At 69.9% G+C, this 11,935-nt stretch carries 11 protein-coding genes; 7 read left to right on the forward strand and 4 right to left on the reverse strand.

The window, feature by feature from the left end:
* The first annotated feature begins 5 nt into the window (after nt 1-5).
* The 5 genes from nuoN (at nt 6) to ACIBVP_RS28720 (ending at nt 5,763) form a co-directional block, all read left to right on the forward strand.
* Nucleotides 6-1,604: an NADH-quinone oxidoreductase subunit NuoN gene (nuoN, locus tag ACIBVP_RS28700; RefSeq protein ID WP_396109668.1), complete on the forward strand. Its 1,599-nt coding sequence runs from the start codon at nt 6-8 to the stop codon at nt 1,602-1,604.
* A 66-nt stretch (nt 1,605-1,670) separates the two neighbouring features.
* On the forward strand, nt 1,671-2,033 hold the full coding sequence (locus ACIBVP_RS28705) for a VOC family protein (protein WP_396109463.1): 363 nt from the start codon (nt 1,671-1,673) through the stop codon (nt 2,031-2,033).
* A 94-nt stretch (nt 2,034-2,127) separates the two neighbouring features.
* Nucleotides 2,128-3,153 carry a polyprenyl synthetase family protein gene (locus ACIBVP_RS28710; RefSeq protein ID WP_396109464.1) on the forward strand — a complete coding sequence of 342 codons (1,026 nt, stop codon included), beginning with the start codon at nt 2,128-2,130 and terminating at the stop codon, nt 3,151-3,153.
* A gap of 145 nt (nt 3,154-3,298) precedes the next feature.
* The gene (locus ACIBVP_RS28715; RefSeq protein ID WP_396109465.1) at nt 3,299-4,921 is read left to right on the forward strand and encodes a hypothetical protein; all 1,623 of its coding nucleotides are present in this window, start codon (nt 3,299-3,301) and stop codon (nt 4,919-4,921) included.
* A 119-nt stretch (nt 4,922-5,040) separates the two neighbouring features.
* Nucleotides 5,041-5,763 (forward strand): hypothetical protein, encoded by a 723-nt coding sequence (locus tag ACIBVP_RS28720; protein WP_396109466.1) that lies wholly within the window; start codon nt 5,041-5,043, stop codon nt 5,761-5,763.
* Nucleotides 5,764-5,799: 36 nt separating this feature from the next.
* On the opposite strand, the gene ACIBVP_RS28725 is transcribed toward ACIBVP_RS28720, so the two are convergent.
* The 4 genes from ACIBVP_RS28725 to ACIBVP_RS28740 form a co-directional block, all read right to left on the reverse strand.
* Nucleotides 5,800-6,864 (reverse strand): 2-oxoacid:ferredoxin oxidoreductase subunit beta, encoded by a 1,065-nt coding sequence (locus ACIBVP_RS28725; protein WP_396109467.1) that lies wholly within the window; start codon nt 6,862-6,864, stop codon nt 5,800-5,802.
* Nucleotides 6,861-8,744: a 2-oxoacid:acceptor oxidoreductase subunit alpha gene (locus ACIBVP_RS28730; RefSeq protein ID WP_396109468.1), complete on the reverse strand. Its 1,884-nt coding sequence runs from the start codon at nt 8,742-8,744 to the stop codon at nt 6,861-6,863. Before ACIBVP_RS28730 ends, ACIBVP_RS28725 begins: the two co-directional genes overlap by 4 nt.
* A 134-nt stretch (nt 8,745-8,878) precedes the next feature.
* Nucleotides 8,879-9,625: an enoyl-CoA hydratase gene (locus ACIBVP_RS28735; protein WP_396109469.1), complete on the reverse strand. Its 747-nt coding sequence runs from the start codon at nt 9,623-9,625 to the stop codon at nt 8,879-8,881.
* Nucleotides 9,626-9,683: 58 nt separating this feature from the next.
* The gene (locus tag ACIBVP_RS28740; protein WP_396109470.1) at nt 9,684-10,133 is read right to left on the reverse strand and encodes an Lrp/AsnC family transcriptional regulator; all 450 of its coding nucleotides are present in this window, start codon (nt 10,131-10,133) and stop codon (nt 9,684-9,686) included.
* A 75-nt stretch (nt 10,134-10,208) separates the two neighbouring features.
* On the opposite strand from ACIBVP_RS28740, the gene ddaH reads away from it, so the two are divergent.
* Both ddaH and cpt read left to right on the forward strand, forming a co-directional pair.
* Nucleotides 10,209-11,030, forward strand: a complete 822-nt coding sequence (ddaH, locus tag ACIBVP_RS28745; protein WP_396109471.1) for a dimethylargininase — start codon at nt 10,209-10,211, stop codon at nt 11,028-11,030.
* A 331-nt stretch (nt 11,031-11,361) separates the two neighbouring features.
* Nucleotides 11,362-11,901, forward strand: coding sequence for a chloramphenicol phosphotransferase CPT (gene cpt / locus ACIBVP_RS28750; protein WP_396109472.1), 540 nt, complete (start codon nt 11,362-11,364; stop codon nt 11,899-11,901).
* Nucleotides 11,902-11,935: the final 34 nt, after the last annotated feature.

Genomic DNA, 11,935 nt, shown 5'->3' on the forward strand with positions numbered 1-11,935 from the left:
CCGCACTGGTTTTCCTGGCCCAGGAGGCCCCGGGCAAGGAGACGCTGCCCCCGGTCAACTACCCGGCGATCCTGCCGGTGCTGATCATCCTGGGCGCGGCGTGCGTCGGGGTGCTGGTGGAGGCGTTCCTGCCCAAGCACCAGCGGTGGCAGGCGCAGGTGTTCCTGACGCTGCTCGCGGTGGTCGCGTCCGGTGCGGCGCTGGCGTTCTACCTGGCCGACGCGCCCGAGTCCGGTGAGACGACCCTGTCGGGCACGATCGCGGTCGACGGCCCGGCGCTGTTCCTGTGGGGCACGCTGCTGGCGCTGTCGCTGGGCGCGGTGCTGATGATCGCGGACCGGTCCGTGGAGCCCGGCGGTGCGTTCGTGGCCACGGCCGCGATCCGCCCGGGCACCGTCCAGGACCGTGAGCAGCGGCTCGGCGCACACCCGGCCCGCCGCGACGCCGCCCGGTACGGCATGCAGACCGAGGTGTTCCCGCTGACGCTGTTCGCGCTCGGCGGCATGATGGTCTTCTGCGCGGCGAACGACCTGCTGACCATGTTCATCGCGCTCGAGGTGCTGAGCCTGCCGCTGTACCTGATGTGCGGTCTCGCCCGCCGTCGCCGTCTCCTGTCGCAGGAAGCGGCGGTCAAGTACTTCCTGCTCGGCGCGTTCGCGTCGGCGTTCTTCCTGTACGGCCTCGCGCTGCTGTACGGGTACGCGGGTTCGGTGCGGCTGGAGGACATCGCGAACGCGGCCGCCGGTTCGGACCGGTCCGACGCGCTGCTGTTCGGCGGCATGGCGCTGCTGGTCGTCGGCCTGCTGTTCAAGGGTTCCGTCGGCCCGTTCCACGCGTGGACCCCGGACGTGTACCAGGGCGCCCCGACGCCGATCACGGCGTTCATGGCGGCGTGCACGAAGGTCGCCGCGTTCGGCGGCATCCTGCGCGTGCTGTCGGTGGCGCTGGAGTCGACACAGTGGGAGTGGCGCGGCGTCATGTGGGGCGTCGCGATCGTCTCGATGATCATCGGCGCGGTGCTCGGCCTGACGCAGACCGACATCAAGCGGATGATCGCGTACTCGTCGATCGCGCACGCGGGCTTCCTGCTGATCGGCGCGATCGTGCTGTCGCCCGAGGGCGTCTCGTCGACGATGTTCTACCTGCTGGCGTACGGCTTCACCACGGTCGCCGCGTTCGGCGTCATCTCGCTGGTCCGTGACGCGGACGGCGAGGCGACGCACCTGTCGCAGTGGGCGGGCCTCGCGAAGCGGTCGCCGTTGGTGGCCGCGGTGTTCACGTTCCTGTTGCTGGCGCTGGCGGGCATCCCGCTGACGTCCGGCTTCATCGGCAAGTTCGTGGTGTTCTCGGCGGCGCTGTCGTCGGGCATGGCGCCGCTGGTGGTGATCGCACTGATCGCGTCGGCGATCGCGGCGTTCTTCTACCTGCGGGTGATCGTGCTGATGTACTTCAGCGAGCCCGCACCGGACGGCCCGTCGGTGACCGTCCCTGGCGCGTTCACGACGGCGGCCATCACGCTGGGTGTGGTGATCACGCTGCTGCTCGGCATCGTGCCCGCGTTCGCGCTCGACTGGGCGGGCGCCGGTACGTTCGCGGTCCGGTAACTCGCTTGTGCGGAACGGCGTCCACTGCTTCGGTGGGCGCCGTTCTTCGTTTCACAAGGGGGTGTCATGCGAGTCCAGCACATCACCGTCGACTGTGCCGAACCGTACGAGCTGGCGCGGTTCTGGAGCGTCGTGACCGGCTGGCCGATCAGCGAGATCGACAAGCCGGGCGACGACGAGGTGCTGATCGAGCCTCCGGACCCGGCGATGACGGAGCTGCTGTTCATCCGTGTGCCGGAGCCGAAGTCGGGGAAGAACCGGGTGCACCTGGACCTGGTCCCGACCGAGCGCACGCGGGACGAGGTGGTGACCCGTCTGCTCGACGCGGGCGCCACCCTGGTCGCCGACCACCGCACCCCCGGGGGCCGCGGCTGGGTCGTGCTGGCCGACCCGGAGGGCAACGAGTTCTGTGTCGAGAAGGAGCGCTGAGCCGTCAGGTGCGTCACACGCCTTCGTGACGTGCGGGAAAAGGCTGGACATTAGGCTGTAGCCAGCGATTTCCAAGTTGGGGAGCGATGTCGACGTGACTGCAGACCAGACCGTGCCGGGGCTACCGGCGTCGCTCGGGCTCGATCAGGCCGACCCAGCGCTCGTCGACACCATCACCAACGGCCTCACCAGGGTGGAGACCGTGCTGCGGTCCGTCGTGCAGAGCGACGTGGACTTCGTGGAACAGGCGGCGCTGCACCTGGTCAAGGCCGGTGGCAAACGCTTTCGTCCGCTGTTCACCCTGCTGTCGGCGCAGTTCGGTCCCGACGAGTCCACCGGCACCTCCGACGACGTGATCACGGCGGCCGCCGCGGTGGAGCTGGTGCACCTCGCGACGTTGTACCACGACGACGTGATGGACGAGGCGACCATGCGCCGTGGCGCGAAGAGCGTCAACGCGCGCTGGGACAACACGATCGCGATCCTCACCGGTGACTTCCTCTTCGCCCACGCGTCGGGGCTCGTCGCGCGGCTCGGCAGCGACGCGGCGCGGATCATCGCCGAGACGATGGGCGAGCTGGTCACCGGGCAGATGCGGGAGACGGTCGGGCCCGGCCCGGACGACGACGCGGTGCGGCACTACCTGTCCGTCATCGGGCAGAAGACCGGGTCGCTGATCGCCACGTCCGGCCGGTACGGCGGGATGTTCTCGAACGCGGCGCCCGCGCACACCGAGGCCCTGCACCGGTTCGGCGACCTGATCGGCACCGCCTTCCAGATCTCCGACGACATCATCGACATCGCCTCGCCGGCGGACGAGTCCGGCAAGACCCCGGGCACGGACCTGCGTGAGGGCGTCAAGACCCTGCCGATGCTGTACGCGCTCGCGCAGGACCCCGACCCGCGGCTCGCCGCGCTGCTCGCCGGTCCGATCACCGACGACGACGATGTGGACGAAGCACTGACCCTCCTGCGCAAGTCCCCAGGGCTGGAGCAGGCGGTGCGCACGCTGAGTGACTACGCGGACCGGGCGCGAGCCGAGCTCGCCACGCTCCCGCCCTGCTCAGCTCGTGACGCACTGGACATGCTGGCACGCTACGTGGTGGCTCGTACACGATAGGCGATGATCTAGGCCCCACGCAGCGTGTCGGCTCGCGAAAACCGACAGCCAAATCGACCGGGTGGTTCTTGCGGCTCGTCCAGCCGCAGTAGCCTGAGGGCCGCCCTGCTATGCGTTCGCGCGGTGCGCGGAGGGAGTTCGATCGATGCCGATCTTTGGCCAGGTCTGGTTGTGGAGCTCACTGGCCTTCCTGCTCGGCGCAGTGCTCTGCTGGTTGCTGGTGGCCCGCCCGGCCCGCAGCCGCGTCGGTGAGCTGGAGGCCCAGCTCGCCACGCGAGCGCGCCGTCAGTCGGCCGTCGAGCACCCGGAGCCGCCCCGGCGCCGACACGACGAGGAGGCCGAGTTCTCCCGTTCCCTGGTGCCCGGGCTCAGCGACCGGCCTGTCGGCGAGGACTCCGAGTACCTCACGCGTTCCTACGCGCTGCGCGACAACCCTCCGCTGCCGCCTGAGCGGGATCCGCTGGGGCGGTACGAGGAACCGGAGCCCGGCAGCCCCGGCCGCGACTTCGCGCCGCTGCCGCCCGAGCACGCGCCCGAAACGGCGCAGACGACGACGTTCAGCGGTCTCTCCGCACCGCCGGAGCCGGGCGCCGAGGTGACCCAGAGCGGGCCGAGCGCGGCCGCCACCCAGTACCTCGACGTGTCCGCGGGTTCGCTGACCGCGCCGCCCGAGGTGCCGTCGATGTCGCCGCCGCCGTCGGACCGCGGCTGGTTCGACGACGAGCTGGAGGGCGACGCCGCCAACCAGGCGCCGGAGGAGCAGCCCGCGCTGCCCCGCAACCGCCACCAGCTGGACGAGTCGCTGGAGCTGAACGACTCGCGGCTCGTCGACGACGACGTGGACGCCATCGGCGACGCGCTCGACGCCCAGGAGCCGGCGGAGCCGCGGTCCGCCATCGAGGACGACTCCGGCGGCACCGTCTTCACCCAGCGCACGCACCCGATCCCCGGCGAGCTGATCCGCCAGATCGACGAGGCGGGCAAGGCGGAGCGTGCGGAGGCCGAGAGCACCTACGCGGAGAGCACGGACGACGGGCTGGTCGACGACCTCGCCGACGAACCGGGTGACGAGGTCGCCAAGTACGAGCGGACCGTCGAGTCCGAGCCGGTGGCACCGGTCGTGCCGCCGCCCGCGCAGGAAGTCGAGACCACCGGCGCGTCGCACGCACTGGTCGAGCCCGAACCCGAGGTAGCGTCGGCCCCGGAGCTCCCGCAGGAGCGGACGGAGGTCGTCGCGGCGGTCACCGAGAAGCCCGCGAGCGATCTCCCGCGTCGGGTGCCGAAGCAGAACAGGATCACACCGGGGGTGGCGGTGCGAGTCGAACCAACGCCGAGCGCGTCCGCGCTGCCCAAGCGGGTGCCCGGCAAGCCGAGGCACCAGGTGCCGTTCGGGGTGCAGCCCTCGTCGACCCCGGAGCCGGCTCCGGAGCCCGCTCCGGCGGCGGCCGCCGCCGTCGACGAGGTGCCGGACTCGCCGAGGTCGCTGTTCGAACCGATCGTCCCGGCCGCCGACGAAGGCACGTCCACTCCGCCGCCCCCGCACCGTCTGCGGCAGGGGAGCGGCGGTGGCCGTGGCCCGTTCGGTCCCGGCTCCGCGATGCCGTTGCCGGGTGGGGCATCGCCGTCGCCGGAGTTCACGATCAAGGCCAGCGTCGCCGCGTTGCGGTACTGCACGCCGGAGTCACCGCAGTTCGGCCGTACTGTCGCCGAGGTCTGGTTCCGCACGGCAGCCGACGCCGAACGGGTGGGATTCCGCCCCGTTGGCTGAGTTTTGACCGTAACTTGACGGGCTGACTTGACAGCCGGTCATCGACCGGTTTCGCGGTTGCCCTATTGTTCTCGCCTATCGGTGATCGTTACCGCGTCATCCGCGAGGAGGCAGACGCCGTGAAGTGGTTGAAACAGCTCATCGGGAAGCTGAAGTCGATCGGCGGCAGCAAGCAGGCCAAGGACACCACCGCGACGGCACCCGCCACGGTGGCCACCACGACCGAGCCGGACGAGAAGGCCGAGGCGGCGGAGGAAGCCGCGACGGAGAACGCCAAGTCCGCGGCCGCGGACGCGGCGAAGGCGGAAGCAGAAACGGTTGCGGCGACCGAGGAAGCCGCCACCGAGGAGACCGCCGCCGAAGTCGCCACTGAGGAAGTCGCCACCGAGGAGCCCGCGGTCGAGCAGGCCGAGCCCGAGGTGGCACCGGTCGCCGAGGAGCCGGTCGCGGAGGCCGCGCCGGAAACCGTTTCGGCGGTCGACGAGGTGGTCGACGAGCCGGAAACGGTTGTGGCGAACGAGGACGTCGCGGCCGAGGAGCCCGACAAGGCCACGCCCGCGGGTCCGGCGCTCAGCACCCTCGACGAGGGTGCCATCACCGCCGAGCTGACGGCGGCCGGTGGCCCCTACGGCCCCGGGTCCGCGAAGCCCGCCGCCGACGGCGCCGCGCCGTCGGCGGAGTTCGCGGTGAAGGCCAAGGAGTCCTCGAAGTTGTTCCACAGCGAGAAGTCGCCGTACTTCGGCCGCACGAAGGCCGACGTGTGGTTCAAGAGCGAGGCCGATGCCGAGAGCGCCGGTTTCCAGGCGTGGGACCACAAGAAACGCGCGGCGGCGAAGAAGTGACAAGCGAAAGGCCCGGGAACTTCCCGGGCCTTTCCGCTATCCGACCGTCCAGGTGTCGTTGCCGTTGAGCAACGCCTGCAGGTTCGGCGGTTTCGTCTCCGCGGCCGTGGTCACCTGGTGGCGGGCCAGGTCGTCGTAGGTCGGCCGCTGCACGTTCCGGTAGACGCCGGTGACCGTGTGGGCCAGGTCCTGCGTCGACAGCCGCGACAGCGCGAACGCGTACGACGGGTCGTCGATCGACGAGTCGTGCACCACGACCCGGTCCTCGCCGACCTCGCTGACCTTCGCCACCTCGAACCCACCGAAGTCGGTCCGCACCACACCGAACTCGCCCTCGGGTCCGAACCGGACCGGCTTGCCGTCCTCCAGGGGAATGAGGCGTTGTTCTTTTTCGCCGGGTTCTTTGAGGACGTCGAAGGCGCCGTCGTTGAAGATGGGGCAGTTCTGGTAGATCTCGACGAGTGCGGAGCCGCGGTGTTGGGCGGCGGCGGTGAGGATCGAGGTCAGCTGGGCGCGGTCGTTGTCCAGCGTGCGGGCCACGAAGGTGGCTTCGGCGCCGATGGCCAGCGAGAGCGGGTTGAACGGGTGGTCCAGCGAGCCCATGGGCGTGGACTTGGTGAGCTTGCCGGTCTCCGAGGTGGGGGAGTACTGGCCCTTGGTGAGCCCGTAGATCCGGTTGTTGAACAGCAGGATCTTGAGGTTCACGTTGCGGCGCAACGCGTGGATCAGGTGGTTGCCGCCGATGGAGAGCGCGTCGCCGTCACCGGTGACGACCCACACCGACAGGTCCTCGCGCGTCACGGCGAGCCCGGTCGCGATCGCCGGGGCGCGGCCGTGGATGGAGTGCATGCCGTAGGTGTTCATGTAGTACGGGAATCGTGAGGAGCACCCGATACCGGAGATGAACACGATGTTCTCGCGTTTGAGGCCGAGGGTGGGCAGGAACGACTGCATGGCGTTGAGCACCACGTAGTCCCCGCAGCCCGGGCACCAGCGCACTTCCTGATCCGACTTGAAATCCTTCGCCTTCTGCGGCGCGTCGTCGGTGGGGACAAGGTCCAGCCCCCCGAGCGACGGGAGCCCCAGATCGACCGCGGTCATGCTCGAACCCCTTCAACGTGTTCGGTGAAGACGTGCTGCAGCTCCTCGGCCTTGAACGGCAGCCCGGCGACCTTCGTGTACGACTGCACGTCCACGAGGTACCTGCCGCGCAACAGGAGCGCCAGCTGTCCCATGTTCATCTCGGGCACGACGACCCGGTCGTAACGCGCCAGCACCTCGCCCAGGTTCGCCGGGAACGGGTTGAGGTGCCGCAGGTGCGCCTGCGCGATCGCCATGCCCTGCCCACGCACCCGCCGGACGCCCGCGCCGATCGGCCCGTAGCTGGAGCCCCAGCCGAGCACCAGCACCCGCGCGTCGCCGGTCGGGTCGTCGACCTCGAGGTCCGGCACGTCGATGCCGTCGACCTTCGCCTGGCGCAGCCGGACCATGCGGTCGTGGTTGTCCGGGTCGTAGGAGATGTTGCCCTTGCCGTCGGCCTTCTCCAGCCCGCCGATGCGGTGCTGCAGACCGGGTGTGCCCGGGATGGCCCACTCGCGGGCGAGCGTCTCGGTGTCGCGGACGTACGGCCAGTGCTCGTCGCTGCCGTCGAGCGCGTTCGGCTCGGACGCGAACTCCACCGACAGGTCCGGCAGGTTCTCGGCCCGCGGGATGAGCCACGGCTCGGAGCCGTTCGCGATGGCGCCGTCCGACAGCAGCATGACGGGCGTCCGGTACTTCAGCGCGATCCGCGTCGCCTCGAGGACCGCGTCGAAGCAGTCGCCGGGGGAGTGAGGCGCGACGATCGGCACCGGCGACTCGCCGTTGCGGCCGAACATGGCCAGCAGCAGGTCGGCCTGCTCGGTCTTGGTCGGCAGACCGGTCGACGGCCCGCCGCGCTGCACGTCGATGATGAGCAGCGGCAGCTCGGACATCACCGCGAGGCCGATGGTCTCGGACTTCAGCGCGATGCCGGGCCCGGACGTGGTCGTGACGCCGAGCGAGCCGCCGTAGGACGCGCCGAGCGCCGTGCCGATGCCCGCGATCTCGTCCTCGGCCTGCACGGTCGTGACGTTGAAGTTCTTGTGCCTGGACAGCTCGTGCAGGATGTCCGACGCCGGCGTGATCGGGTACGCGCCCAGCAGCACCGGCAGCTTCGCGCACTGCCCGGCCGCCACGATCCCGTACGCGAGCGCCGCGTTGCCGGTGATCTGGCGGTACGTGCCGGCGGGGAACTCGGCGGGCGGCACCTCGTAGGTGACGGCGAACGCCTCGGTGGTCTCGCCGTAGTTCCAGCCCGCGCGGAAGGCCAGGACGTTGGCCTCGGCGATGTCGGGCTTGCGGGCGAACTTCTCGCGCAGGAACCGTTCCGTGCCCTCGGTGGGCCGGTGGTACATCCAGGAGAGCAGGCCGAGCGCGAACATGTTCTTGCTCCGCTCGGCGTCCTTCTTCGACAGACCCGTGCCCTCCAGCGCACCCTGCGTGAGGGTGGCCATGGCGACCTTGTGCACCTGGAAGTTGGACAGCGAGTCGTCCTCGAGCGGGTTCGCGTCGTAGCCGACCTTGCTCAGGTTGCGTTTCGAGAACTCGTCGGTGTTGACGATCAGCATGCCGCCAACAGGCAGCTCGCCGATGTTGGCCTTCAACGCCGCCGGGTTCATGGCGACGAGCACGTCCGGCCGGTCGCCGGGCGTGAGGATGTCGTAGTCCGCGAAGTGCAGCTGGAACGACGACACGCCGGGCAGCGTGCCTGCTGGTGCGCGGATCTCGGCGGGGAAGTTGGGCAGCGTGGCGAGGTCGTTGCCGAACGCGGCGGCCTCGGAGGTGAACCGGTCACCGGTGAGCTGCATACCGTCACCCGAGTCGCCGGCGAACCTGATCACGACCCGGTCGAGCTTGGTGACCTGGGTGGCCCGACCGCCCCCGTTGACGCTGGTGCTCATGCTCTGGTGGTCCCTCTCTCGCACGACTGCGTGCCTGTCTGTAAGGGTAGTCGTGCCTAACTCAAGGTTTCCCTGGTGCACAGGGTATTCGCGTTGGACGTCACAGTCCGGCTTTCCACATGGTGGAAGCCGGGTCACGCCTGGCGGGATATCCGTTCCCGCATGGCGGACAGGAGCTCGGCGAACGCGGGGGTCTCCATCGACGCCACCTGTGCGACGAGCTCAGTCTCCACGGCGTCCTCATGTCGATGGTAGGTGGCCGTCGTCCGCAGGGTGCGCTTGGTGGCCACCACGAGGTCGCGCGGAGCTTTGGCGGCGGCTCCGCAGAACTCGACCGACGCGGCGACGACGTCGTCCACCTGCCGGAACGCGAGCCCGGTCCGGACGGCTTCGTCCGCGTCGAGCACCTGCCCGAACAGCGTCATCGCGGCGGCCGTCTGCGGCCCGACGAGCCGCTGCGACAGCCACGTCATCCCACCACCGGGGTGGATCCCGAGCTGGAGGAACCGCGCGTCGAACCGCGCCTTCGGCCCGACGAGCCGAACGTCACACGCGAGCGCGAGGTTCAGGCCCGCGCCGACCGCGGGCCCGTCGACGGCGGCGACGGTGGGCAGGGAGGCGGCGGCCACGGCCAGGAAGCCCGCGTAGATGGCCCGGAGGCCTTCCTCCTGTGCTTCCCCCAGCGCGGTGAGGTCGGCGCCCGCGCAGAAGGCGGGCGGGGCGCCGGTGACCACGATGGCGTGGGTGTTCTCGTCCTGCTCGCAGGTGCGGACGTGCTCGACGAGCTGCGCGGACATCGGCAGGGTGAGCGAGTTCCGCCGTTCGGGAAGGTTGATGGTGATGACCCCGACCCCGTCACGCCGGTCAAGCAGAACAGACATGGTCGGGACAGTAGCCCCGGACGAGGCGCTCGATGCCCTGAAAGCATCTTTCAGGGCATCAGCTGACGTCGGGGGCTGGTGGGCGTTCCAGCAGCGTCGACAGCACGACCGTCGACACCGTCCGGTCGATCATGTCGACCGCGCGAAGTCGTTCGAGGGCGTCCTCGAGGTGGTGGATGTTCGCCGCGCGCAGGTGGACGATCGCGTCCGCCGCGCCGGACACCGTGTACGCCGCGACGACCTCCGGCAGCGGCAGCAGCCGTGCGCGGATGCGGTCCGGCGTGACGTTGCCGATGCAGTGCACCTCGACGAACGCCTCCGTGCCCCAGCCGAGCGCCTCCGGGTCGACCACGGCCGTGAAGCCGCGCAGCACGCCCGCGTCGAGCAGCCGGTCCACTCGTCGCTTCACGGCTGGTGCCGACAGTCCGACGACCTTTCCGATCTCGGAGTAGCTACTGCGCGCGTCCGACACCAGTTGCGAAATGATTCGCTGATCTATCGTGTCCACACGCAACATTCTGCCGCTTTGAGGGTGCCATTGCGACATTGATCGATGGTCGGCCGCGACCGCACAATGTGCATCATGACGGGCACCTCCCGACGCGAGCCGACGCCGCGCCGCTACCTGATGTGCGAGCCGAAGTACTTCACCGTGGAGTACTCGATCAACCCGTGGATGAACCCGGACGAACCGGTCAGCGCCGAGCTCGCCGTCAAGCAGTGGACCGAGCTCGCCGACACCTACCGCGAGCTGGGCCACCGCGTGGACACCATCACCCCGGTCCCCGGCCTGCCCGACATGGTGTTCGCCGCCAACTCCGGCACCGTCGTCGACGGCCGCGTGCTCGGCGCCCGCTTCCGCAACCCGCAGCGCACCGCCGAGGCCGACCACTACCGCCGCTGGTTCCTCGACCACGGCTACCGCGACGTGGTCATGCCGACCGCCGTCAACGAGGCCGAGGGCGACTTCGCGTGGACCGGCACGCTGCTGCTGGCGGGCACCGGCTTCCGCACCGACCCGCGCGCACACGGGGAGGCGCAGGAAGTCCTGGGCGTGCCCGTGGTGTCGCTGCAGCTGGTGGACCCGCGCTTCTACCACCTCGACACGGCGCTGTTCGTGCTGTCCGACGACCACATCGCGTACTACCCGGAGGCGTTCTCGCCCGGCTCGCAGCGCGTGCTGGCCCGCCTGTTCCCCAACGCGATCATCGCCAACGCGGCGGACGCGGAGTGCCTCGGCCTGAACGGTGTCTCCGACGGCCGCAACGTGGTCCTCCCGATCGAGGCCACCCACCTGGCCGAACGCCTGGTGCACGCGGGCTACGAGCCGACGTTCGTGGACATCTCGGAACTCCGCAAGTCCGGCGGCGGCCCCAAGTGCTGCACGATGGAACTCAGGGACTAAATCAGTCACGCTGAGTAAAGACTCCTCGGCCAGCGTCAGGCCCGAAACCGCAGCGAGAGGACGGTTTCGGTACACCGGCGCTGGCCGAGCCGTCTGTGACGCTCTGTCGACGATCGCGGTCGTTGGGCAGCCTTCCTCGACATCAGGGACTCGGCTGTCCAACGCCGGTTCGGAGGCCTCACGGCCCTCCGCGACGGGCCCGCAATTCGTCGGCCGGTTACGAGGGAGCGGGCCGGGACCAGGCCAGGTTCACACAGCTCAGCGCAAATAAGCAGCTCAGAGCCGCAATGCCGCACGATCGAGCTGCGCGACTGACCTCTACTGTGGCCGCGTGACACAGGTGATCGTGCTCAACGGCGGGTCCAGTTCCGGCAAGTCCGGCATCGCGCGGTGTCTGCAGGCCGTCCTGCCGGATCCGTGGCTCTCCCTCAGCGTGGACACGTTCGTCGACGCGTTGCCCGCCGCCATGCGGGCCTCGACCGACGGGATCGACGTCGCCGATGACGGCGGGGTGCACGTCGGCCACGAGTTCCGTGCGCTGGAGGCGACTTGGATCGCCGGGATCGCGGCCATGGTGCGCGCGGGCGCGCGGGTCATCGTCGACGAGGTGTTCCTCGGGCAGGCCGAGTCGCAGCGCCGGTGGCGGGACGCGCTGGACGGTGTCGACGTGCTCTGGGTCGGGGTCCGGTGCGCGCCCGAGGTCGCGGCCGGGCGGGAGACCGCGCGCGGTGACCGGGTGGCGGGCATGGCGGCCGCCCAGGCGGAGCTGGTTCACAAGGGGGTCTCCTACGACCTGGAGGTCGACACCACCCACGACGAGGCGTTGACCTGCGCTTACGCCATCGCGGCCGCCGTCGAAAGGAAACCGTAAGGGACGGGCCGCAAGCTGGTGCCACCACAGAGCA

Source organism: Actinophytocola sp. NPDC049390 (genome assembly GCF_044466355.1).
Lineage (GTDB): Bacteria > Actinomycetota > Actinomycetes > Mycobacteriales > Pseudonocardiaceae > Actinophytocola.

Excerpts from the sequence above, each read along its gene's own strand:
- ACIBVP_RS28715 (WP_396109465.1), top strand. The coding sequence starts at position 3,299 with ATGCCGATCTTTGGCCAGGTCTGGTTGTGGAGCTCACTGGCCTTCCTG.
- ACIBVP_RS28725 (WP_396109467.1), bottom strand. The coding sequence starts at position 6,864 with ATGACCGCGGTCGATCTGGGGCTCCCGTCGCTCGGGGGGCTGGACCTT.
- ACIBVP_RS28705 (WP_396109463.1), top strand. The coding sequence starts at position 1,671 with ATGCGAGTCCAGCACATCACCGTCGACTGTGCCGAACCGTACGAGCTG.
- ACIBVP_RS28730 (WP_396109468.1), bottom strand. The coding sequence starts at position 8,744 with ATGAGCACCAGCGTCAACGGGGGCGGTCGGGCCACCCAGGTCACCAAG.
- ddaH (WP_396109471.1), top strand. The coding sequence starts at position 10,209 with ATGACGGGCACCTCCCGACGCGAGCCGACGCCGCGCCGCTACCTGATG.
- ACIBVP_RS28735 (WP_396109469.1), bottom strand. The coding sequence starts at position 9,625 with ATGTCTGTTCTGCTTGACCGGCGTGACGGGGTCGGGGTCATCACCATC.